Here is a 23,319-nt window from a genome sequence, read left to right as displayed (position 1 = left end):
GCGTGATGCCATACCCTCGGCTGTGTGACGGACGCAGGTACGGGGAGCACGGCAGACGACCTGGCCGGGCTCGCCAGGGTCGAGAAGGCGCTCGCGGGTCGGTTCCCGCACCGGATGCACCCCGATCTGGAGCGGATGCGTGACCTTGTCGATCTGCTGGGCCATCCCGAGCGGTCGTTCCCGTCGATCCACCTGACCGGGACGAACGGCAAGACCTCGACAGCGCGGATGATCGACGCGCTGCTGCGGTCCTTCGGGCTGCGCCCGGGCCGGTACACGTCGCCGCACCTGGAATCGGTCACCGAACGGATCAGCATCAACGGCGCGCCCGCGAGCCCCGAGGTCTTCGCCCGCGCCTACGACGACGTGATCGCGTACGCCGAGTTCGTCGATTCGCGGCACGCGGAGCGGGTCACCTTCTTCGAGCTGCTGACCGCCATGGCGTTCTCCGCCTTCGCGGACTCGCCGGTGGACGTCGGCGTCATCGAGGTGGGGATGGGCGGCACCTGGGACGCTACCAACGTCATCGACGCGGGCGTCTCGGTGATCACGCCGGTCTCGATCGACCATCGCGAGCTGGGATCGACCGTGGAGGCCGTCGCCGGGGAGAAGGCCGGCATCATCCGGCCGGACGCGCTGGTGGTGCTGGCCCAGCAGTCGCTGCCGGCCGCCGAGGTGCTGCTGCGCCNGGCATCGGAGGTCGGTGCCACGGTGGCCCGGGAGGGCCTGGAGTTCGGCGTGGTCGGCCGGCGGGTCGCGGTCGGCGGGCAGATGCTGACCCTGCGGGGCCTCGGGGGGACCTACGAGGAGGTCTTCCTGCCGCTGCACGGCGTTCATCAGGCGCACAACGCGGCGGTCGCGCTGGCGGCCGTGGAGGCTTTTCTCGGCGGCGGGCAGAACAGCCTCGACGCCGACGCCGTCCTCGCCGGATTCGCCCAGGCCGACTCGCCGGGGCGGCTCGAGGTGGTCCGCCGCTCGCCGACCATCGTCCTGGACGGCGCGCACAACGTCGCCGGTGCCCAGGCACTCGCGGCGGCGGTGGGGGAGGCGTTCGGCTTCGACTCGCTCGTCGGCGTCGTCGGGGTGCTGGGCGACAAGGACGCCGACGGCATTCTCGCCGCGCTGGAGCCGGTGCTGAGCAGTGTGGTGATCACGCAGAGCGCGTCCTCGCGGGCGATGCCGGCGGATGACCTGGCCGCCATCGCGGTGGATCTCTTCGACGCCGACCGGGTGGAGGTCGCCCCTCGGCTCGACGACGCGCTGGAGGCGGCGGTGCGGCTGGCGGAGGAGGAGGGTGAGCTCGGTGGTACCGGTGTGCTGGTCACCGGGTCGCTGGCGACCGTGGGGGAGGCCCGGCACCTGCTGCGCCGCTGACGTGCGCCGCTGAGGCGTACCGCTGGCGTGCGCCGCTGGCATGTACCGCTGGCATGTACCGCTGGCATTGCCCGCGCGCCGCTCCGACGGGTGGGTCGGGGGAGTGCGCGCGCCGGGAGCGATCGCTGACCCTGTAGGTTTGCCAGGGGCCAACCGGTCACGCCCGCCAGGCCACGACCGGCCGCCCGTCCGCGTCGAAGATGACGATTCGAGTCTGAAGGAGTCCCGTGTCCGCCGAGCGCACTCTCGTCCTGGTCAAGCCCGACGGCGTCAGCCGTGGTCTCGTCGGTGAGGTCATCGGCCGCCTCGAGCGCAAGGGGCTGAAGATCGTCGCGCTGGAGCTGCGCACGCTGGAGCGCTCGGTCGCCGAGACGCACTATGGCGAGCACGCCAGCAAGCCCTTCTTCGGGGAGCTCGTCGACTTCATCACCTCCGGCCCGCTTGTCGCGCTGGTGGCGGAGGGTCCCCGCGCCGCGGAGGCCGTCCGTGGCCTGATGGGCGTCACCGACCCGGTCAAGGCCGCTCCCGGCTCGCTGCGCGGCGACTTCGCGCTGGAGATCGGTCAGAACCTCGTGCACGGCTCGGACTCGCCGGAGTCCGCCAAGCGCGAGATCGACCTTTTCTTCCCGGGCCTCAGCTGACAGCTCGCCCCTGGGCCCGCCGACGGATGGCACGCGGACGCGGCCAGCCTGCCCGCACCGGGCCCGCGCACCGGCGGCGGGCGGCTGGGCCTCGCCGGTTCGGTCGTCCGTCCGTTCGGCCGCCCCGCTGTCCGGCCTCCGCGGGTGGTCGCTCGCCTGTCGGGGGTGGCCAGCAGCCCCACCGAGGGTGAGCCCCCGGTGGGGGCGGCGCTCACAGGTGGCTCATCTGTCTGGCAGGCGCCTGGTCATCCCGCTGGTGTTGGGCGGTACGCCCCCCGATGGGGGAGGTTCCGTCCACACCAGGTGCCCGGTCGGTGGCGATGCGCCGCCGACCGGACGCCTGTCCGGGGCTGATGTGGAGCCGGCCAGCGTGCCGCGCCTGCCCCGATAGGGGCGGGGTGACACGCTTCCCGGTCGGCTCGGCGACGCCGTCGGGGGCGGTCTACGCTTTCAACTGCCCGGAGCGTGCCCGGTAGCTCGCCGCAGTCGCCTCCCCAGGCGGCCACGGTGAGCGTGTCCACGCGAGGCGCATCCGGGCCGTCCCGCCCGCTCGACGAACTCTGTACGCGTTTCGCGCGTTGGTCGGAGATGGGCCGGTCGGTGTCGTCCGTGCGCCGTCCGGTTCCGCCCACCTCGCGCCCCTCGGGAAGGCCGGCACCCGACGATGTCCAGTTCGCTGTCGTTCCTCGGTCGTGACATGGCCGTCGACCTCGGTACCGCCAACACGCTCGTCTATGTCCGTGGCCGAGGCATCGTTCTCAACGAGCCCAGTGTGGTCGCGATCAACACGACGACCTCCGGCATCCTCGCCGTCGGAACCGACGCGAAGAGGATGATCGGCCGCACGCCGGGCAACGTGGTGGCGGTACGTCCCCTCAAGGACGGCGTCATCGCCGACTTCGAGACCACTGAGCGGATGCTGCGCTACTTCATCCAGAAGGTGCACCGCCGACGGCACTTCGCGAAGCCGCGGCTGGTGGTGTGCGTCCCGTCGGGCATCACCGGGGTGGAGCAGCGGGCCGTGAAGGACGCCGGCTACCAGGCTGGCGCCCGAAAGGTCTACATCATCGAGGAACCGATGGCGGCGGCGATCGGCGCGGGCCTCCCGGTGCACGAGCCGACCGGCAACATGGTCGTCGACATCGGCGGTGGCACGACCGAGGTCGCGGTCATCTCCCTGGGCGGAATCGTGACCAGCCAGTCGATCCGGACCGCCGGCGACGAGCTCGACACCGCGATCATCTCCTACGTCAAGAAGGCGCATTCGCTGATGCTCGGCGAGCGGACCGCCGAGGAGATCAAGATGGCGATCGGCTCCGCGCACAAGATCCCGGACGAGCCGAGCGCCGAGATCCGCGGGCGCGACCTGGTCACCGGCCTGCCCAAAACCATCGTGGTCACCGCGGAGGAGATCCGCAAGGCCATCGAGGAGCCGGTGAACGCGGTGATCGACGCGGTCAAGGTGACTCTCGACCGGTGCCCGCCGGAACTGTCCGGCGACATCATGGACCGCGGCATCGTCCTGACCGGTGGCGGCGCGCTGCTGCGCGGGCTGGACGAGCGGTTGCGGCACGAGACCGGCATGCCGATCCACATCGCGGAGAACCCGCTGCACTCGGTGGCGATGGGGTCGGGCAAGTGCGTGGAGGAGTTCGAGGCCCTGCAGCAGGTTCTGATCTCCGAACCGAAGCGCTGACGCCGCGGTGGGACGTGACACCAGGCGATCCCGGCTCGTCATCGCCGCCCTGCTCGTCCTCGCCTTCACGCTGATCACGCTCGACTACCGGACGGGCGACTCCGCCACCGGTGTCCGGGGTGCGCTGCACTCGGTGGTGGGCGGCGTGGAGAACGCGGTGACGACGGTGACCCGGCCGATCGGGCGCACGGTGTCGTCCCTGACCCACCCGAACCGTTACCACGACCGTGNCGACCGGCTCACCGAGGAGAACGCGCAGCTGCGCCGCCAGATCAACGACGACGCGGAGATCGAGCGGCTGGCCGGCGAACTCTCGAACCTGCGGCTGCTCGCGGACAAGGGGCAGTACGCCGTCGTCCCGGCGCGGGTCATCGCGGTCGGTGACGTCACCGGGATGGACTGGACCGTGACGATCAACGCCGGCCGCCGGGACGGGCTCGCCGTCGACAAGGTCGTCGTGAACGCCGCGGGCCTGGTGGGGTCGGTGGCCTCGGTGAGCGACAGCACCGCCGTCGTCAGGCTGATCTGCGATCCGACCAGCCGGATCGGGGCGCGGCTGGAGCGCACGCAGCTCCTCGGGGCCGTGGCCGGCGGCCAGGGGCCCTCGACTCTGTCCTTCACCCTCTACGACGCCTCTTACCAGGTAAAAGAGGGTGACCGATTGGTTACGTTTGGTAGTCTCGACTATGTGGCGGGAGTGCCGATCGGCGAGGTGACCAGGGTGGTGGACGTGGGGGGCCTCTCGCGTACCGCCGAGGTCCGCCCGTTCGTCTCGATCGGCACCCTCGACCTGGTCGGCGTGGTCGTGGGCGGTCCGGCGGCGGATCCCGGCGACCGGGTCCTCCCGCCCCGCCCGCTGGCGGACGCCGGCGGTCCCCAGCCCTCCCAGGGGCAGGGCCAGGCCGAGCAGCCGGCCCCGACCGGCGGCGTGCCCGCGCCGCAGGGCGGGGGGTGACGCGGAGTGTGGGACACCGGGGCCGCCGAGGAACAGTTGCAGCCGCGCGTCTTCACCGCCGCGGTCGTGCTCCTGCTGGTGGCCGTCGTCCTGCAGGTTTCCGTGGTGGCGCGGCTCGGCGCCCCGCTCGGTCGTCCGGACCTGGTGCTCGTGCTGCTGGCGACCGTGGCGTTGATCGAGGGCCCGCTGCTCGGGGCGCTTCTCGGGTTCACGGTGGGGCTGGTGGCCGACCTGCTGTCCACCCACGTGATCGGGCAGACGGCGCTCGTCCTGTGCCTGGTCGGGTACCTCGCGGGGCTGGTGATGAACGCGGCTGAGCGTTCGATCGCCGTGCCGCTGGCGGCGGTCGGGGCGGCGGCCGCGCTCGGTACCCTCGGCAACGCCGCCGCCACCGCCATCCTGGGCGATGCCGCTCTCACCGGCCCCCAGGCCCTGGTGCGGGCACTGGCCGCCGGCCTCTACGCCCTGCTGGTGACCCCGTTCCTCTTCCCGCTGGCCACGGCCGCCTCTCGCCGCCTGCACCGGGACCGGAGGCGGCTGTGACCGACCGGATGCGAATCCGGCTGCTCATCCTGCGGGTGCTCGTGCTGTCCCTGCTGGTGACGCTGGGCGCTCGGCTGTGGGTGCTGCAGATCCTGGACGGTGATCGGTACCGCCAGGTCGCGGAGACCAACCGGGTCCGCGAGGTGGTCACCCCGGCCACCCGCGGGATGATCGTCGACGACGAGGGGCANCCCCTCGTGCGTAACCGGACCTCCCTGGTCATCTCCGTCAACCGGTCGACCATCGACCGGCAGGCGGACAAGGGGCAGGCCGTACTCGACCGGCTGGCCAGCGTGATCGATACGCCGCGGGCCGAGCTTGAACAGCGGATCCGCTTCTGCTCGGCGACGGTGAAGGCGCCCTGCTGGAACGGCTCGCCCTACCAGCCGGTGCCGGTGGCCAAGGACGTCGCCCCCGCGCAGGCGCTCGCGGTGATCGAGCACCCCGACCGCTTCCCCGGTGTGACGGCGGACCTGCAGGCCGTCCGCGAGTACCCGAACGGCTCGCTCGCCGCCCATGAGCTGGGCTACCTGGCGCCCGTCTCCCAGGACCAGCTCGACGACCAGGGCAGTGAGAAGGGCTACCACCTCAACAGCCTGATCGGTGTGGCCGGTCTCGAGTACACCTACGACGACGAGCTGCGTGGCGCGGACGGGGTGGAGCGGCTGGAGGTCGACCGCTTCGGCCGGGTGGCCGGCACGGCCTCCACCACGCCGCCGGTCAGCGGCGACCATCTGGTGCTGAACCTCGACCTGGACGTCCAGCGCGCCGCCGAGCAGGCGCTGGCCCGGACGCTCGAGTCCCTCGGCGCAGGTGCGCGGACAGCGTCCGCCGTCGTGCTGAACGCCCGCACCGGTGGTGTGGTCGCGCTGGCCAGCCTGCCCTCCTACGACCCCTCGGTGTTCGTCGGTGGGATCTCCCAGAACGACTACGCGGCGCTGTCCGACCCGGCGAACGGGACCCCGCTGCTTTCGCGGGCGTACCAGGGGTCGGCCGCGGCGGGCTCGACGTTCAAGGTCGTCTCCACCGCGGTCGCGATGGAGAACATGGGTGCGACGGGCGACCAGAAGTTCGACTGCGCACCGACCCTGCAGGTCGGTGACCAGATCTTCCACAACTTCGACGGCTCCTCGGCCGGCCCGATCACGCTGCGCCAGTCGCTGGTCATCTCCTGTGACGTCGTCTTCGACAAGTTCGCCTATGACGCCTGGGTCGCCGACGGCGGCCTGCGCAACGGCCGCGGTCCCTACCCGGAGCCCAAGGAACACTTCGTCCGGATGGCCGAGGCCATGGGCTTCGGGCNCCGCACCGGGATCGACCTTCCCGGCGAGACCTCGGGGGCCGTGGTCGACCGCGAAGGCGCCCGGAAGATCTGGGAGCAGCTGAAGGACTCGTACTGCCGACGGGCGCAGAACGGGTACCCGGAGGAACCGGACCCGGTCAAGGCGGAGCGGTTCCGCAAGTACGCGGCCGAGGCCTGCGTCGACGGGTACCTGTACAACGCGGGTGCCGCCGTCCAGTTCTCCATCGGTCAGGGCCAGTACCTCTCCGTGAGCCCGCTGCAGCTCGCCTCCGCCTACGCGGCCATCGCCAACGGCGGGACCCTCTACAAGCCCACGCTCGCGAAGGCGACCGTCTCCCCGGACGGCACGGAAACAAAGCTGATCGAGCCGACGGTGACCGGCCGCCTGCCCGTCTCCGCGGAGAACCTCGCCTACATCCGGGACGGCCTGCGCGGGGTGACCACTGAGCCTGGCGGCACCGCGACCAGCGTGTTCGCCGACTGGCCCAGCGATCTGGTGCCCGTCGCGGGCAAGACCGGGACCGCCGAGGTGGAAGGCAAGGGCGACACCTCCTGGTTCGCCTCGTTCGCGCCCGCGAACGACCCCCAGTTCGTCGTCGTCGTGAGCATCCCGGAGTCCGGAACCGGGGCCGAGTACGCGGCACCGGTCGCCAAGGAGATCTACCAGGCGCTCTACGGTGTCGGCCAGCCGGCCGCCCTGCCCGGTGGCAGGCCACCGGCGGAACTGCCTGAGCTCGGCCGGAGTGGCACGTTCATCGGTGGCCCGGAGGTGACGTCGGACGCGCCGGGCCAGGGCGCCGCGGCGCAGCGGACCTCCCTGCAGGGCACGCCGAGTGAGGGCATGGAGCTTTCGCCCGGCCCGGAGTCGACGACGGTGTCCGGGGCCGTGACGACCGTGTCCGGATCGGCGCAGTCCGGCCGCCACGGCTGGGCCCTGGATCTCCGCGGTGACCGGACCGGTGGCGGTGACCGGACCGGTGGCGGTGACCGGACCGGTGGCGGTGGCCGTTCCCCGCCGTGACCGACACGCCGTACGAGCGCGCCACGACCAGTGTTCCGCGGCCAGAGCGTCGTGACCGGCACGTCACACACATGTCCGCGGCCCCCGCACACGAAGGTCGACACACGGAGGTCGACGCCGGACATCAGCCAGGGGAGGGGCGATGACGCAGGATCCCGGCCCCACCGCACTGCGCTCGTCCCCGGTGCTTGTCCGGGGCCGCATGGGGCAGCTGCGGGACCGCGCCTCCGGGCGGCACTCGCCGCTGCGGCGACTGGACTGGACGCTGCAGATCTGCGTGATCGCGCTCGCGCTGGTCGGTGCGCTGCTGGTCTGGTCCGCGACCCGGCAGCGGATGGAGGAGGCGGGCAGCGACCCGCAGACCTTCCTGAAACGACACCTGCTGAACCTGGTGATCGGCCTGGTGCTGGGGGCCGCGGCCACGGTCGTCGACTACCGGATACTGCGGGCGTACGCGCCCTTCGTGTACCTCGGCTCGCTGGTCGGGCTCATAGCGGTGCTCCTCGTCGGCACCACCGTCAACGGCGCCCACTCCTGGATCGTGCTGCCGGCCGGCTTCCAGCTTCAGCCGTCGGAGTTCGCGAAGGTCGCGCTCGTCGTGGGCGCCGCCATGATCCTGGGTGAGAAGCACGAGGACCGGCATACCGGGATCCGCCGCGGTGCGCCGGGTCATGGAGACGTCCTGCTCGTGCTGGGTCTCGCGGTCGTCCCGATGGGTCTGATCATGCTTCAGCCCGACTTCGGGACCGTCATGGTGCTCGTCTTCGTGACCCTCGGCATGCTCGCGGTGAGCGGCGCGCCCCGCCGCTGGGTACTGGGGCTGGTGCTCTGCGGAGTGCTGTTCGGTGCGGCGATCCTCCAGTTCCACCTGCTGAAGCCCTACCAGGAGGCCCGGCTCACCTCGTTCGTCTCGGAGAACAAGGCGGCGTCCTCCACCGGTTACAACGTCGACCAGGCGATGACCGCCATCGCGAACGGCGGCGTCCTGGGGCGGGGGCTGTTCGACGGGCAGCAGACCCAGGGCCAGTTCGTGCCCGAGCAGCAGACCGACTTCGTCTTCAGCGTCGCGGGGGAGGAGCTGGGGTATCTCGGCGCCGGGGGCGTGATCGTCCTGCTCGGTGTGGTGCTCTGGCGGGCGATCTCGATCGGGCTCGATTCCCAGGACTCGTTCGGCGCACTGATCGCGACGGGTGTGGTCTGCTGGTTCACCTTCCAGATCTTTGTCAACATCGGCATGTGTCTCGGCGTGATGCCGGTGACCGGGCTGCCGCTCACATTCCTCTCCTACGGCGGATCGTCGATGTTCGCGAACCTGATAGCGGTCGGGCTGCTGCAGAACGTCCGCCTGCGCTCGCGCTCCGATCCGTATGCGCTCTGAGGTTCCCGGCCGACCGTCCGCGGGCAGGCCGCCACCCGCGGACGGTCGGGCATCGGCCGGGTGCCGTAGGCTCGCGGGCATGCCCGGACAGTCGCTGTTCCCTCTCCTGGAGCCACTGCTCCCACGGGTCCGGAAGCCCGTCCAGTATGTGGGCGGCGAGGGGAACTCGGTCGTCAAACCCTGGGAGGGTGCCGCGGTCCGCTGGTGCCTGATGTATCCCGACGCCTATGAGGTCGGCATACCGAACCAGGGCGTCCAGATCCTGTACGAGATCCTGAACGAGCAGCCGGACGTACTCGCGGAGCGCACCTATTCGGTCTGGCCGGACCTCGAAGCGCTCATGCGTGAGAACGGCATCCCGCAGTTCACCGTGGACGGCCACCGGGCCGTCCACGAGTTCGACCTGTTCGGCATCAGCTTCTCCACCGAGCTCGGCTACACCAACATGCTCACCGCGCTGGACCTCGCCGGCATCCCGCTGCGTTCCGCCGACCGGGGTGACACCTCGCCGCTGGTCATCGTTGGCGGCCACGCGGCCTTCAACCCGGAGCCGATCGCGGACTTCGTCGACGCGGTCGTCCTCGGCGACGGCGAGCAGGCCGTCCTGCGCATCACCGAGGCCACCCGCGCGTGGAAGGCCGCGGGTTCGCCCGGCGGCCGGTCCGAGCTGCTGCACCGCCTCGCCCGCCTCGGGCTCGTGTACGTGCCGGCGTTCTTCGACGTGAGCTACCGGGCTGACGGCCGGATCCGGGCCGTGACGCCGAACCGGGACGACATTCCGGCCCGGCCGGCCAAGCACACGCTGACCGACCTCGACTCGTGGCCGTACCCGAAGGCCCCGCTCGTGCCGCTGGCGGAATCCGTCCATGAGCGGATGAGCGTGGAGATCTTCCGCGGCTGTACGCGCGGGTGCCGTTTCTGCCAGGCCGGGATGATCACCAGGCCGGTGCGGGAACGCAACATCGCCACGGTCGGCGCGATGGTCGACGCGGGGCTGGCGGCCTCGGGCTTCTCCGAAGTCGGCCTGCTGTCGCTGTCCAGCGCGGACCACAGCGAGATCGGCGAGATGGCCAAGGAGCTGGCCGACCGTTACGAGGGCACCAACACCTCGCTGAGCCTGCCGTCGACGAGGGTGGACGCGTTCAACGTCACCCTGGCCAACGAGTTCTCCCGCAACGGCCGGCGCAGCGGGCTCACCTTCGCGCCCGAAGGCGGCTCGGAGCGGCTGCGCAAGGTCATCAACAAGACGGTCAGCGCGGAGGACCTGGTGCGCACGGTCAGCACCGCCTACGCGCACGGCTGGCGGCAGGTGAAGCTCTACTTCATGTGCGGTCTGCCGACCGAGACCGACGAGGACGTCCTGGAGATCGCCGACCTCGCCCGCGAGGTCATCCGCGCGGGCCGGCGGGCCAGCGGCCACCGCGACATCCGCTGCACCGTGTCGATCGGCGGCTTCGTGCCCAAGTCACACACGCCGTTCCAGTGGGCGGCGCAGGCGTCCCACGAGGTGACCGACCATCGCCTGAAGCTGCTGCGCGACACGGTTCGCGCCGACCGCGAGGTGGGCCGGGCGGTCGGTTTCCGCTACCACGACGGGCGCCCGGGCATCATCGAGGGCCTNCTGGCCCGCGGTGACCGCCGGGTCGGCAGGGTGATCGAGCGGGTGTGGCGCGAGGGCGGCCGGTTCGACGGCTGGAGCGAGTACTTCTCCTTCGCCCGCTGGGAGGCCGCCTGCGCGGCGGAGCTCGGCCCGCTCGGTGTGTCGCTGGACTGGTTCACCACCCGCGAGCGCGACGAGCGCGAGGTCCTGCCCTGGGACCATCTCGACTCCGGGCTGGACCGCGACTGGTTGTGGGCCGACTGGCAGGAGGCGCTGCGGGAGACCGAGCTGGACGACTGCCGCTGGACGCCCTGCTACGACTGCGGTGTCTGCCCGACGATGGGCACCGCGAACGAGATCGGTCCCACCGGGCGCAGCCTGCTTCCGGTGGTCTCCGTGGCCGCGGCACGTGGCTCGTCAGCCTGAGGGGCCGCCACCGCCGCCGGTGGTAGCCCGTATCCGTGTCCGGTTCGCCAAGCGAGGGAGGCTGCGCTTCCTCTCACACCGGGACATCGCCCGAGCCTTCGAGCGTGCCCTGCGCCGGGCCCGGCTGCCCGTCGCGCTCTCCGCGGGCTTCAGCCCGCACCCGCGGCTGTCGTGGGTCGGTGCCGCGCCCACCGGGGCGGCCAGCGAGGCGGAGTACGTCGAGATCGCGTTCTCCGCGCCGGTGATTCCGGAACAGGTGCGGGAGGCGTTGGACGCGGCGCTGCCGCCTGGTCTCGACGTGGTTCGCTGCGCCAGCGCCGAGGGCCGGCCGCTTCCCGACCGGATCGACGCGTCCCGCTGGCAGGTGCGACTACCTGGGGTGTCGAAAGCGCAACTTGAAGTGGCCATTCCCGCGCTGATGGCGCGGGACTCGCTCACCGTGGAACGAGTGATCAAGGACGGCCGTCGCGAGATCGACGTTCGCGGAGCCGTGGTCTGGGCCGTTTGCCGTGCAGAGAACGACACCTGTGCGATACTGGACGTGGTCGTACGGCACACGACGCCCGCCGTTCGACCCGACGACGTGCTGACCGCCCTATCCGCGGTTGCCGTTCTCAGCGTTCCGGTACCGCCCGAGCCAACACGACTCGAACAGGGCCGACTGCTTGAGGACGGAACGCTGGCGGACCCGCTGGCGCCGGACCGCGATGAGGCTGCCCGGCCGGTGAGTCGACTCGAAGCGTGATGAGGGCGTCGCAGGATTGCCGGCGGGTAACTGCCGGACCGAGACAGTGGCTTCTGCGCGGTCGCGACTGCTGACACAGCGCGCCCGGGAGCCCGAGAGGCTTCATAACCCGTGCCCGACGACGACCAGATCACCGAAGAGCAGACCGCATCCGAGTCCGCCACCGCGCGGCCGACACGTCGGCGGCGCGCCGCCGGCCGACCCGCTGGCCCTCCGCCGGCGGGTGCCGAGCCAGGAGCTGGCGCCGAGGGAGGCTTGAGCAGCTCCGAACCGGCTGTGACAGCGGTGCCCGCCGCGACGGCGGTTCCGCCAGCGGTGCCGGTCACGGCCGCCGTGCCGGTCACGGCAGCGGCCGCGGCGTCTCCAGTCGTGACCGAGGCCGCGGAGGAATCCGCTGCCGCCAAGCCGACGCGGCGTGCCGCGTCCACCCGGCCGCGGCGCGCGTCCCGAGCGGCCAGCGAGGCCCTGCCGGGCCCGGAGGCGACCACGGAGCCGGCCCCAGCGGTCACACCTGTTCCCTCCACCGGGGCAACCGCGGCAACCGAGCCAGCGCCGCCCGCGGCGCCGGTGCCTCCCGCCGAGGTCGTACCGCCCGCGGCGGACGCTGTCGCGGAGAAGCCGGTGCGGCCGCGTCGTCGCGCCGCCCGGGCTTCCGGGACCGCCAAGGCCACCACCGCCGAACCGCCGTCGACCACCGAACCCCCGTCGACCACCGAGCCCGCAGTCGGTGTCCGGGAGGTGGCCGTTGCCGCGGCTCCGGTCGAGAGCCACACTCCGTCCGGAGCACCCGCAGACACTACGGATCAGAGCGTGGCCGCCCCCGCGGCGACCAGGCCGCGCCGCACCCGCGCTCGTCGGGCGGCCACGAAGGTCGAGCCGGTCGTGGGCGACGAGCCGGTCGTGGGCGAAGAGGGCTCGGCGAGTGGTGCGCAGGAGCCCCCGGCCCCCGCGCCGGTAGCCGTTGCCGAGCCGGCCGGCCGCGACGCGGCGTCCGGTGACCTCGCCGCGATCTCGGGGCCGGCAACCGAGAACGCCCTGGACGCCACGGCGACGCCTGACGGCGAAGCCGAGGCAACCGCTGGAACCGAGGCCGCGGCGGAAACCGAGGCGGTCGCGGAAACCGGCGCCGTGGCAGCCACGGAGGCGGTCACGGAAGCCGAGACGGTCACGGACGCCGAGACGGTCACGGAGGCCGAGACGGTCACGGAGGCCGAGGGCGTGTCCACGGCCGGTGCCGAAGCCGGTCCGGCGCCGCAGGCCCCCGGTACCGAAGGCGATCGTCCGGCGCGCTCGACGCGGCGGCGTACGCGGGCCGTCACGCCGACCTGGACCAGTGGGGCCGAGCCGGCGAGCGTCGCACCGGCGTCGCGGCCCGCGGCCCGCCGCCCGGTGGCGATGATCATGTTCCAGCAGCCTGAGCCAGCCGCTCTCGACCAGTGGACCCGCCCCCGGCGAGGCCAGGCCGAGGGCGTGCGGTCCGATGGTCTCGGCGCCGACGCGCCGCGCACCGCTGATCTCGGTGACGACACCGCCGCCGACGAGGACGAGCTCACGGCCGGTCTCGACGAGGGCTCGGACACCGGCGCCTCGGCCGGCGGCCGGGACGAGTTCGCGGCCGGCTCCTCCGCGGAGACGGACGCGGACGGCGACGCCGATCTGGACGCGGACGCCGACGAGACCGGTCCCGGTGGGACCCGCCGCCGCCGCCGCGGCCGCCGCGGCCGCGGCCGGGCCAGGGGCGAGGACGAGTTCACCGGTATCTCCGAGGACGACGGCGGCGAGGTCGAGGCGCTCGACCGCGAGCTCGAATCCCCCGCGGAGGAGCCCGAGAGCAGGCCTGGCAGGCGCCGCACGCGCCGTGCCGGGGCACGGGAGCCCTTCGGTGAGGCGACCGACGGCGACAGCGACCTCGACGCCGATCGGGACGCCTCCGCCGAGGAGGACACGGACGACGACGGCGGCGAGATCGAGGACGGTGCGGAGGACTCCGCCGAGGACGGCACGGAGGAGGACCGCGTAGGCGGTTCCCGCCGCCGCCGGCGGCGGCGGCGGCGTTCCGGCACCACTGCCGACGGGGCGCCCACGCCCGACGACCCGCCGAACACCGTCGTGCACGTGCGTGAGACCCGCAAGGATGACGACCTCGTCCGCGGGGTGAGCGGTTCGACTCGGCTGGAGGCCAAGCGCCAGCGCCGCCGTGAGGGTCGCGACATCGGTCGCCGCCGGGTTCCGATCGTCACCGAGGCCGAGTTCCTGGCCCGGCGTGAGTCGGTCGAGCGGCGGATGATCGTCCGGCAGAACGGGGACCGCACCCAGATCGCGGTGCTTGAGGACGGCGTGCTGGTCGAGCACTTCGTCACCCGGGCGAGCTCGGCCTCGTACGCGGGCAACGTCTACCTCGGCCGGGTGCAGAACGTCCTGGCCAGCATGGAGGCGGCCTTCGTCGACATCGGCAAGGGCCGCAACGCCGTCCTGTACGCGGGCGAGGTCAACTACGACGCCTCGGGCCTCGACGGCCGCCCCCGCAAGATCGAGCAGGTGCTGAAGTCCGGCCAGTCGGTGCTCGTCCAGGTCTCGAAGGACCCGATCGGGCACAAGGGCGCCCGGCTGACGAGCCAGGTCAGCCTGCCGGGCCGCTACCTGGTCTACGTCCCCGACGGCCAGAACGCGGGTATCAGCCGCAAGCTGCCGGACACGGAGCGGGCCAGGCTCAAGAGCATTCTCAAGAAGATCACTCCGGAGAACGGCGGCGTGATCGTCCGGACCGCGGCCGAAGGCGCGAGCGAGGCGGAGCTGGAACGCGACGTCGAGCGGCTCGTCGCGCAGTGGGAGGACATCCAGCGCAAGGCGCAGAAGGCCAGCGCGCCGTCACTGCTCTACGGCGAGCCCGACCTGGTGGTCCGGGTCATCCGCGACATCTTCAACGAGGACTTCACCGAGCTCGTCGTCCAGGGCGCCAACGAGGCCGCGACGGTCGAGGAGTATGTCGACACCGTGGCTCCCGACCTGCGGGACCGGGTGCGCCGCTACGTCGGCACCGGGGATGTCTTCGCGGAGTACCGGGTGGACGAGCAGCTCTCGAAGGCGCTGGACCGCAAGGTCTGGCTGCCCTCGGGTGGTTCGCTGGTGATCGACCGGACCGAGGCGATGACGGTCGTCGACGTCAACACCGGGAAGTTCACCGGCAAGGGTGGCAACCTGGAGGAGACGGTCACCAAGAACAACCTGGAGGCGGCGGAGGAGATCGTCCGCCAGCTCCGGCTGCGTGACATCGGTGGCATCATCGTGATCGACTTCATCGACATGGTGCTGGAGAGCAACCGAGAGCTGGTGCTGCGCCGGCTCACCGAGTGCCTCGGCCGGGACCGCACCCGTCACCAGGTCGCGGAGGTGACCAGCCTCGGCCTCGTCCAGATGACCCGTAAGCGGGTGGGCCAGGGCCTCCTGGAGGCATACAGCGAGCCATGCGCGCACTGCANCGGGCGGGGCGTGACGATCCATCTGGACGCCGGCCACGCCACCCCGCCGGCGCCGCCCGTCGCCGCGTCCCCCGCGGCGGTGGCACAGCCCGCGGGTGCCCCCGGCCGCCGCGCGCGGTCGGCGACGAAACCGGCAGGTCCGGCTCTGGCTCCCGCCGCGCAGGTCGGGATCTCCGACGGCGGCCCGGCGGCGCTCGGCGGCCCTGACGGAAGTGCGATCGGTGCCGGGGGCGCAGACGGCTCCGGTGCCGGCGGCGAGCCGCCGGCCGCGGCGAACGGCCTTGCTCCGCAGGCCGACGGCGTGACCAGCCCTGACGTGGCTCCCTCGGCCGCCGGCCGCATCAGCTCGGTGACCGCCGCCGCGGTGACCGGGCCGGGTCGGATCGACACCCCTGAGGCGGGTGGCACCACCGAGACGGGTGGTACCGGGAGCGCGGTGTTCGCCAACCATGACGATCCGGACAGCGTTCTGCAGACCGAGGCGAGCGATGCCGGCCCCGTCGCGGGGGCGGAAAAGCCCGCGCGTGCTCGGCGGCGGCGGGCCTCGCGGCCGGTCTCGAAGCCGGCGGAGACGCTCCAGCCGTCCGAGGTGGCCGGGAGCTGAGCAGGTGCCTGGGCGTGTTCCGGCCCGGCTGGTGACTGGCCGGAACGGAACACGCCCGGGAGGACCGGGCGGGGGCCGGGTGGCCTCGGGGGTGGACGGATCCCCTGGCCTCGAAACCCAGCCTCGAAACCCAGGCGGGTTGGAACCCCAGGACCTCAGGTCAGGTTGGAGATGTTCCGACCGACGGCTGCCGGGGTCGTCCGGACGAACCCGTGGCAGGTGCGCTGGCGCACGAGTTCGTCCAGCGTCGCGCGGGAGCGCCGCAGTGCTCCGTCCAGCGCCTGGCGGGCCCGCGGCTCGTCACCCATCTGCAGGGCGTAGGAGGCGACGACCAGCGTCTGGACCAGATCGTCCTGTTCGGACAGGGGGTCGGCCATCCGCATGGAGCCGGGTGTGCCCGCCGCGGCGGTCGCCGCCGGCCTGCGGGGGACAGCCGCGGACGAGGACGGGACCGGCGGAACCGGCGGGAACGGCGGGAACGGGGTGGCGGGCACCTCGGGGGACAGCGTGCCTGGAGGCGTGCTGTCCGCGTCGCTGGTCAGCTCGCGGCCGTGCGCCGCGAGCCAGGTGGCCGCGATCGCGGTCAGCAGCGCCCACCCGGCCCGGGCCCAGGCCGGGGGGTCGAGCAGGTCGTCGAAGGTCAGTTCCGCGGTGACCAGCGCGATGAGGATGACGAGGGCGGCGGTGGCCGCGGGGGTGCTCCGGCCCGGGTGCCCCATCCGCGTTGCGGTACGCAGGCGGCCGGCCGGGCCCGCACCGGTGGGGGCGGCGGCCGCGAGCAGCGGGAGGCTGGCGACGACGAGGGCTGCGACGGTGGCCCCGCCCGCCACCCACGTCACGTACTGCCAGGTCACCGGATCGCCCCCTAGGTGGAGAGTTGCCCCGGCCTGCTTCGGCCGCGTTTGCTGCACGGCTCCGCGGTGCGGTGCGTAGCCGGCCGCTGGAGAACCCCACATGCTCGCCGCGGCTATCGGGTCCGGCCATGGCCCGTCCGGGTCATAGCCAGGATGACCCTGTCGGTGCCTGTCTATCGCCCGTGTCCGCTTCTCAGGTTGCCTTCCTGTGTCCTCCCATCGTTCCCGGGTTGGGCTGTGGTTCGCTGGGACGCTTCTTCCTGACCCCGTGCCGGACCCCGCGCGGACGACGAAGTTCCCATCGGGCACGGGGCCTGTCTCACCCCCGCGCGGATGACCTGTAAGGTGGACGGACACGGGACAGTCGCGTGCTCGCGATGTCGCGCCGTCCAACAGGCGCGGTGTCAGCACCATCGGGGCGGTCTGGCGCCGGGATGCTCTGAACAGTCCGCCTTTGGCGGGTGGTCAGAGGCCCGGAGAGTCGGGCCTCAGGGTGGTCTGACGCGGGCGCCGACCACGTGGGCAGACGTGACGGGCCGCCAGAGCGGTCCATGCGGGATCCAACAGCAGGGAGATCTGGTGTACGCGGTCGTTGCCAGCGGCGGCAAGCAGCACAGGGTCGCCGTCGGCGATGTGGTCGACGTCGAGCTCCTCTCCGGTGAGCCGGGCGCGGCCGTGAACCTACCGGCAGTGCTTCTGGTCGACGGTGAGTCGGTCACCCACGACGCTGACGCGCTCGCGTCCGTCGAGGTGACAGCTGAGGTCGTCGGTGTCGTGAAGGGTCCGAAGATTCGGATTCACAAGTTCAAGAACAAGACCGGCTATCACAAGCGTCAGGGGCATCGCCAGAAGTACACGCGCCTGAAGGTGACCGGGATCGAGACGGGGAAGGCCTGACGAGATGGCGCATAAGAAAGGCGCGAGTTCCTCGCGCAACGGCCGTGACTCGAACGCGCAGAGGCTGGGCGTCAAGCGTTTCGGCGGGCAGCTCGTCAAGGCCGGCGAGATCATCGTCCGTCAGCGGGGCACCCACTTCCACCCCGGTGACCTGGTCGGCCGCGGCGGCGACGACACGCTGTTCGCCCTCGCCCCCGGCCACGTCGAGTTCGGCCGTCGGCGCGGGCGCCGGGTCGTGAACATCGTTCGCAGTGAGCAGGGCGGCAGCGCCGAGAAGGTTGCGGTCAACGCCTGACCGGTGAGTGTCACGCAGTTGGTGACGCCGTAGTTTGTTGATGTTCACAGGGCGCCGCGTGAGCCATCCCTGAACCCGAGGGGGCGGCTACGCGGCGCTCTCGTGTGTTCCCCGCCCGCGGGCGCGGAGGACGGAGAGGTGGCCGATCATGGCGTCGTTCGTCGACCGGGTGGTTCTGCATGCCGCCGCCGGCGACGGCGGCCACGGTTGCAGCTCGATCCACCGCGAGAAGTTCAAGCCGCTGGGCGGTCCGGACGGTGGCAACGGCGGCCGCGGCGGGGACGTCCTGCTGCGGGTCGACCATGGGGTGACCACGCTCCTGGACTTCCATTTCCACCCGCACCAGAAGGCTGGCAGCGGGCGTCCCGGCCAGGGGTCGAACCGGCACGGCGCGGACGGCGACGATCTCGTCCTGGCGGTGCCGGACGGGACCGTCGTGCTCTCGCCGGACGGCGAGGAGATCGTCGACCTGGTCGGTGTGGGCAGTACCTACGTCCTCGCGCGTGGTGGCCGTGGTGGGCGGGGGAACGCGGCGCTGGCCTCGTCCCGCCGCAAGGCGCCCGGGTTCGCCGAGCTGGGGGAGCCCGGGGAGCACCTCGACGCCGTCCTGGAACTCAAGAGCGTCGCGGACGTCGCGCTCGTCGGATTCCCCAGCGCGGGGAAGTCCTCGCTGGTCGCGGTGCTCAGCGCCGCCCGCCCCAAGATCGCGGACTACCCGTTCACGACCCTGGTTCCGAACCTGGGAGTCGTTCAGGCCGGCGACCACCCGCCCTACACCGTCGCGGACGTCCCGGGGCTGATCCCGGGGGCCAGTGAGGGCCGCGGCCTGGGGCTGGAGTTCCTGCGCCACATCGAGCGCTGCTCGGTGATCGTCCACGTGCTCGACTGCGCCACCCTGGAGCCCGGTCGTGACCCGCTGACCGACCTGGACGTCATCGAGGCGGAGCTCGCCGCCTACCCGGCCGACCTGTCGGACCGTCCTCGCCTCGTCGTCCTGAACAAGATCGACGTGCCGGACGCCGCCGATCTCGCCGAGCTGGTCACGGCGGAGATCCAGGCCCGCGGGCTGGCTGTCTTCCCGATCAGCACGGCGAGCCGCGACGGCGTGCGGGCGCTGTCACTCGCCCTCGCCGAGCAGGTCGCGAGCCTGCGCGCGGCGGCGCCCAGCCTCAGTGCCACCCGGGTCGTTCTACGCCCGCGGGCCGTGGACGAACCGGACTTCACGGTGCGCCCGCAGGGCGACGGGTTCGTCGTCGGGGGGACGAAGCCGCTGCGGTGGGTTCGCCAGACCGACTTCACGAACGAGGAGGCCATCGGTTACCTGGCGGACCGACTGGCGCGGCTCGGTGTCGAGAAGGAACTGGCGCGGCAGGGGGCGGTGCCCGGGGTGGAGGTCACGATAGGCGAGGTGACCTTCGACTGGGAGCCGACCCTGTCCGGGCGCCAGGCCCTCCTCATCGAGGGTGCCGTCGGAGCGGATGGCGAGGACGGTGACGGGTACGGCCCGGCCCGGATCGCCGCGCCGACGATCGCGACGGTCGGTGGGTCCGGCGGCATGCCCGGCACCCGCACGGCCGCCCGCGCCGGCGCCGCCGCCCCCGCGGCCGCGGCGGCCGACCTCCCGCTCGGCCCGCGCGGCACCGACCTGCGGCTTCGGACGTCCAGGCGGCCGACCAGGGCGGAGCGGGCCCGCCGCCGGGGCGATCACCTCGATCACTTCGACGGTGACGCGACCGGCGACGCGGGTGAGGAGCGTGGCTAGGCGGTGGTGGTTCGTCCCTTCGTCACCGACGCGGCCCGCATCGTCGTCAAGGTCGGCTCCTCCTCGCTGACGACCGCCGCCGGCGGGCTCGACTCCGCTCGGGTGGAGGCGCTGGTGGCCGCCGTCGCGGGCAGGGCCGCGTCGCCCCACGGAGCGGATGACGGCCCCCACGCCCGGGACGCCGGTTTGGTCCTCGTCTCGTCGGGGGCGATCGCCGCCGGGCTCGCGCCCCTCGGCCTTTCCCGGCGGCCCCGGGACCTGGCCACTCTGCAGGCCGCGGCGAGTGTCGGCCAGAGTTCGCTCGTCCACTGCTACGCCGACGCGTTCGGCCGGGCCGGCCACCGGGTCGGCCAGGTGCTGCTGACCGCGACCGACGTGACCCGGCGCACCCACTACCGCAACGCGCGCACCACGCTGGAACGGCTGCTCGCCCTGGGCGTGGTGCCGATCGTGAACGAGAACGACGCCGTCGCCACCCAGGAGATCCGCTTCGGGGACAACGACCGGCTGGCCGCGATCGTCTCCCATCTCGTGTCCGCCGACCTGCTCGTCCTGCTGTCGGATGTCGACGGCGTCTACGAGTCGAATCCGCGGCTGGGCCCGGCGGCCATGGTGCGGGATGTCCGTTCCGACGCGGATCTCGAGGGCCTCTCCGCCCGGGGCACGGGCACGGCCGGCGTCGGGGTCGGCGGCATGGCGACGAAGATCGACGCGGCGCGGATGGCGGCGGCCGGCGGTGTCACGACCATCGTGACCTCGGCCGCGCTCGCCGCCGCGGCGCTGGCCGGCGAGGACGTCGGGACGGTGTTCCACCCGACGGGTCCGCGGCCGTCGTCACGCCTGCTGTGGCTGGCGTACGCGACGGCCCCCGAAGGCCGGCTCTATCTGGACGAGGGCGCGGTGTCCGCGGTGGTCGACCGGCGGGCCTCACTGCTGCCGGCCGGTGTGACCCGGGTCGAGGGTGACTTCTCCGCGGGCGATCCGGTCGACCTGGTGGATCCGCGGGGCCGGCCGGTGGCGCGCGGTCTGGTCGAGTTCGACTCGGTCGAGCTGCCCGGTATGCTCGGCCGCTCGACGATGGATCTGGCCGCGGAGCGCGGCCCGTCCTACGAGCGGGAGCTCGTCCACCGGGACGACCTGGTGCTGCTGTCCGCCCGGCGCTGACCCCGGGGCCGCGGACCGCGGCCGGGTGACGAGTTGCCCGGGTCCGCGGTCCGCGGCGCGATACGCCGGTAGCCTCGACGTCGGCGGCGCATGGCCGCACCTCGACGCGGGGCCAGCTTCCCGTCGGATGTCGCGGACTTCTCGGAAGGAATGCGGTCATGAACACCTCGGCGGAGGACGTCCGAGCCAGTGCGGTGCGAGCCCGGCGGGCCGCCGGCCTGCTCGCCCCGCTGCCGCGGGCGACGAAGGACGCAGCCCTGCTCGGCATGGCCACGGCGCTGATCGACCGGGCCGCCGAGATCCTCGCCGCGAACGAGGTCGACACCACCGCGGCGCGGGCGGCCGGCACATCCGACGCGCTGGTCGATCGGCTCACGCTGACCCCGGCGCGGATCGAGGCCATGGCCGGCGGGCTGCGCCAGGTGGCGGGGCTCGACGATCCCGTCGGCGAGATCGTCCGCGGCCGGGTGCTCGCCAACGGGCTGGAGCTGCGGCAGGTCCGGGTGCCGCTGGGCGTCGTCGGGATCATCTACGAGGCGCGGCCCAACGTCACGGTCGACGCGGCCGGGCTGTGCGTCAAGAGCGGCAACGCGGCGCTGCTGCGCGGCAGCGCCTCCGCGCTGCACTCCAACCGGGTGCTGGTCGACGTCCTGCGGGGCGCCGCCGAGGCGGCCGGGCTGCCCGCCGATGCCGTTCAGCTCGTCCCGGGGGCTGATCACGAGTCGGTGAAGCACCTGATGCGGCTGCGTGGGCTGGTCGACGTGCTCATCCCGCGCGGCGGCGCCGGCCTGATCCGCACCGTCGTCGAGGAGTCGACGGTGCCCGTCATCGAGACCGGCGTCGGCAACTGCCACGTCTACGTGGACGCCGACGCCGACCTGGACGTCGCACTGGCCGTCACGGTGAACGCGAAGACCCAGAAGGTCTCGGTGTGCAACTCCGCCGAGACGCTGCTCGTGCACGCCGGGATCGCCGCGGAGTTCCTGCCGCGGGTGCTTGCCGCGCTGGGCGAGGCGGGGGTCACCGTGCACGGTGATGAGACCGTCCGCGCCGTCGACCCCTCGGCGGTCCCGGCCACCGACGAGGACTGGGCGACGGAGTACCTGTCGCTGGACATGGCGGTCGGTGTCGTCAACTCGCTCGACGACGCGATCGAGCACATCCGGCGCTGGAGCAGCGGCCACACCGAGGCGATCGTCACCCGCTCGCTGGCGGCGAGCCGCCGTTTCATCGCCGCCTGCGACAGCGCCGCGGTGATGGTCAACGCCTCGACCCGTTTCACCGACGGTGAGCGGTTCGGGATGGGCGCGGAGATCGGCATCTCCACCCAGAAGCTGCACGCGCGCGGGCCGATGGGGCTCACCGAGCTGACCTCGACGACGTGGGTCGGTATCGGGGACGGCCACCTGGTGTAGGCGGTGGCGGGGCGCCCGCCGCCGGTGACAAGGATGTTTCCGCTGGTGACGGGCCTGTCGCCGGCCGGTGAGCAGGTGGCCCGTGGGTGCGGTTCGCGGCCCTGGGAAAGTCCGTCATCCCTCGTCAATCCGTCATGTGCCGCCGACCACTGGCACTATGGAAGGTGGTAGTAGCACCAGGCACCGGACCGGAAGGTGGCCATGTCGTCGCAGGGATACGCGTTCGCTGACGTCGCGGATGTGCGGGAGCGGCTCCGGGAGACGGGTTACCTCGCCGACGAGGCGATCGCCACCACGGTCTTCCTCGCGGACCGGCTGGGTAAGCCGTTGCTCGTCGAAGGCCCGGCCGGTGTCGGCAAGACCGAGCTGGCAAAGGCGCTGACCAGTGCCGTCGGCGCCGAGCTGATAAGGCTCCAGTGCTACGAGGGGCTCGACGAGGCCCGCGCGCTCTACGAGTGGAACTACAAGAAGCAGCTGCTGCGGATCCAGGCCGGCGCGGGTGCGGGTGCCGAGGGCACGGCGGAGGAGTCGTCCGGCTCGGCGGCGTGGCGCCAGACGCACGACGACATCTTCAGCGAGGAGTTCCTGCTCTCCCGCCCGCTGCTCACCGCGATCCGGCGGGACTCCCCGACGGTGCTGCTGATCGACGAGACGGACAAGGCCGACGTCGAGGTCGAGGGCCTGCTGCTGGAGGTGCTGTCCGACTTCCAGGTCACGATCCCCGAGCTGGGAACGTTGAAGGCGACCCGCCGCCCGTTCGTCATCCTCACCTCGAACGCGACGCGGGAGCTTTCCGAGGCGCTCAAGCGGCGCTGCCTCTACCTCAACCTCGACTACCCGTCGGCGGCCCGGGAGAAGGAGATCGTCCTGTCCCGCGTCCCCGAGCTCGGGGAGCGGATGGCCGAGTCGCTGGTGCGGATCGTGCGCTCGCTGCGGGCGATGGAGCTGAAGAAGGCGCCGTCGATCGCCGAGACGATCGACTGGGGCCAGACGGTCCTCGCCCTTGGTTTCGACACCATGGACGACGCCGCCGTCACCTCGACCCTCGGTGTGGTCCTCAAGCACGCCAGCGACCAGGCGCGCGCCATCAGCCAGCTCAAGCTCGGCGCCAACTGACGGTGCCAGCCCCCGGTCCGGCGTCGCCGCGCTCCGGGGTGGTGCGGCGCC

15 protein-coding genes and 7 pseudogenes are annotated in these 23,319 nt (G+C 72.3%); 21 read left to right on the top strand and 1 reads right to left on the bottom strand.

All coding sequences use genetic code 11. The annotated features are described in order from the left end of the window. Positions 1-24: 24 nt before the first annotated feature. From UG55_RS31860 to UG55_RS03270, 15 genes and pseudogenes are all read left to right on the top strand, one after another. Positions 25-688, top strand: a pseudogene (locus tag UG55_RS31860) (bifunctional folylpolyglutamate synthase/dihydrofolate synthase); the annotation flags it as partial. Position 689: 1 nt separating this feature from the next. After that, positions 690-1,374, top strand: a 685-nt coding sequence (locus tag UG55_RS31855; RefSeq protein ID WP_304440378.1) for a glutamate ligase domain-containing protein, incomplete at its 5' end; no start/stop codon positions are given. 227 nt (positions 1,375-1,601) lie between these two features. Then, positions 1,602-2,015 (top strand): nucleoside-diphosphate kinase, encoded by a 414-nt coding sequence (gene ndk, locus UG55_RS03310; protein WP_066062482.1) that lies wholly within the window; start codon positions 1,602-1,604, stop codon positions 2,013-2,015. Positions 2,016-2,679: 664 nt separating this feature from the next. Beyond that, positions 2,680-3,711, top strand: coding sequence for a rod shape-determining protein (locus UG55_RS03305; protein WP_066062479.1), 1,032 nt, complete (start codon positions 2,680-2,682; stop codon positions 3,709-3,711). Positions 3,712-3,718: 7 nt separating this feature from the next. Further along, positions 3,719-3,941: pseudogene (locus UG55_RS31850) on the top strand (rod shape-determining protein MreC); the annotation flags it as partial. Between the two features lies 1 nt (position 3,942). Then, positions 3,943-4,666: rod shape-determining protein MreC (gene mreC, locus UG55_RS03300; RefSeq protein ID WP_242423654.1), on the top strand; the 724-nt coding region annotated here is incomplete at its 5' end. 6 nt (positions 4,667-4,672) lie between these two features. After that, positions 4,673-5,209: a rod shape-determining protein MreD gene (mreD, locus tag UG55_RS03295; RefSeq protein ID WP_066062476.1), complete on the top strand. Its 537-nt coding sequence runs from the start codon at positions 4,673-4,675 to the stop codon at positions 5,207-5,209. Beyond that, positions 5,206-5,399, top strand: a pseudogene (locus UG55_RS31845) (hypothetical protein); the annotation flags it as partial. The gene mreD and the pseudogene UG55_RS31845, both read left to right, overlap by 4 nt. A 1-nt stretch (position 5,400) precedes the next feature. After that, positions 5,401-6,511 (top strand): annotated as a pseudogene (locus tag UG55_RS31840) (penicillin-binding transpeptidase domain-containing protein); the annotation flags it as partial. A 1-nt stretch (position 6,512) separates the two neighbouring features. Further along, positions 6,513-7,533 (top strand): penicillin-binding transpeptidase domain-containing protein (locus tag UG55_RS31835; RefSeq protein ID WP_255360410.1); only part of this gene is annotated, 1,021 nt, incomplete at its 5' end. 142 nt (positions 7,534-7,675) lie between these two features. Continuing rightward, positions 7,676-8,911, top strand: coding sequence for a rod shape-determining protein RodA (gene rodA / locus UG55_RS03285; RefSeq protein ID WP_066062472.1), 1,236 nt, complete (start codon positions 7,676-7,678; stop codon positions 8,909-8,911). 79 nt (positions 8,912-8,990) lie between these two features. Further along, positions 8,991-10,531, top strand: a pseudogene (locus tag UG55_RS03280) (TIGR03960 family B12-binding radical SAM protein); the annotation flags it as partial. 1 nt (position 10,532) lies between these two features. Continuing rightward, positions 10,533-10,937: pseudogene (locus tag UG55_RS31830) on the top strand (B12-binding domain-containing radical SAM protein); the annotation flags it as partial. A 19-nt stretch (positions 10,938-10,956) separates the two neighbouring features. Beyond that, positions 10,957-11,682 (top strand): TIGR03936 family radical SAM-associated protein, encoded by a 726-nt coding sequence (locus tag UG55_RS03275; RefSeq protein ID WP_242423653.1) that lies wholly within the window; start codon positions 10,957-10,959, stop codon positions 11,680-11,682. A gap of 567 nt (positions 11,683-12,249) precedes the next feature. Continuing rightward, positions 12,250-15,160, top strand: a pseudogene (locus tag UG55_RS03270) (Rne/Rng family ribonuclease); the annotation flags it as partial. 760 nt (positions 15,161-15,920) lie between these two features. Here the strand turns inward: UG55_RS03270 and UG55_RS03265 are convergent. After that, on the bottom strand, positions 15,921-16,619 hold the full coding sequence (locus tag UG55_RS03265) for an MFS transporter (protein ID WP_066062461.1): 699 nt from the start codon (positions 16,617-16,619) through the stop codon (positions 15,921-15,923). A gap of 579 nt (positions 16,620-17,198) precedes the next feature. Between UG55_RS03265 and rplU the strand changes: the two genes are divergently transcribed. The 6 genes from rplU to UG55_RS03235 all read left to right on the top strand — a co-directional run bounded on the left by rplU (position 17,199) and on the right by UG55_RS03235 (position 23,268). After that, positions 17,199-17,516, top strand: coding sequence for a 50S ribosomal protein L21 (gene rplU, locus UG55_RS03260; RefSeq protein ID WP_020462729.1), 318 nt, complete (start codon positions 17,199-17,201; stop codon positions 17,514-17,516). Positions 17,517-17,520: 4 nt separating this feature from the next. After that, positions 17,521-17,811 (top strand): 50S ribosomal protein L27, encoded by a 291-nt coding sequence (rpmA, locus tag UG55_RS03255; protein ID WP_066062459.1) that lies wholly within the window; start codon positions 17,521-17,523, stop codon positions 17,809-17,811. 148 nt (positions 17,812-17,959) lie between these two features. Then, entirely contained in the window at positions 17,960-19,573 is a 1,614-nt protein-coding gene (obgE, locus tag UG55_RS03250; protein WP_066062456.1) for a GTPase ObgE, read from the top strand. Between the two features lie 6 nt (positions 19,574-19,579). Continuing rightward, positions 19,580-20,737 (top strand): glutamate 5-kinase, encoded by a 1,158-nt coding sequence (gene proB / locus UG55_RS03245; protein ID WP_066062735.1) that lies wholly within the window; start codon positions 19,580-19,582, stop codon positions 20,735-20,737. A 158-nt stretch (positions 20,738-20,895) separates the two neighbouring features. Continuing rightward, complete coding sequence (locus UG55_RS03240) at positions 20,896-22,152, top strand: glutamate-5-semialdehyde dehydrogenase (RefSeq protein WP_066062453.1); 1,257 nt, start codon at positions 20,896-20,898, stop codon at positions 22,150-22,152. A gap of 201 nt (positions 22,153-22,353) precedes the next feature. Continuing rightward, positions 22,354-23,268, top strand: a complete 915-nt coding sequence (locus tag UG55_RS03235; protein WP_066062450.1) for a MoxR family ATPase — start codon at positions 22,354-22,356, stop codon at positions 23,266-23,268. The last annotated feature ends 51 nt before the right edge of the window (positions 23,269-23,319 follow it).

It is taken from the genome of Frankia sp. EI5c, assembly GCF_001636565.1.
Classification (GTDB): Bacteria; Actinomycetota; Actinomycetes; order Frankiales; family Frankiaceae; genus Parafrankia.
Note: the sequence above shows the minus strand (reverse complement) of the source record. Positions and strands in the feature narration are given on the sequence as shown.

Excerpts from the sequence above, each read along its gene's own strand:
- UG55_RS03305 (WP_066062479.1), top strand. The coding sequence starts at position 2,680 with ATGTCCAGTTCGCTGTCGTTCCTCGGTCGTGACATGGCCGTCGACCTC.
- rodA (WP_066062472.1), top strand. The coding sequence starts at position 7,676 with ATGACGCAGGATCCCGGCCCCACCGCACTGCGCTCGTCCCCGGTGCTT.
- rpmA (WP_066062459.1), top strand. The coding sequence starts at position 17,521 with ATGGCGCATAAGAAAGGCGCGAGTTCCTCGCGCAACGGCCGTGACTCG.
- obgE (WP_066062456.1), top strand. The coding sequence starts at position 17,960 with ATGGCGTCGTTCGTCGACCGGGTGGTTCTGCATGCCGCCGCCGGCGAC.
- UG55_RS03240 (WP_066062453.1), top strand. The coding sequence starts at position 20,896 with ATGAACACCTCGGCGGAGGACGTCCGAGCCAGTGCGGTGCGAGCCCGG.
- UG55_RS03235 (WP_066062450.1), top strand. The coding sequence starts at position 22,354 with ATGTCGTCGCAGGGATACGCGTTCGCTGACGTCGCGGATGTGCGGGAG.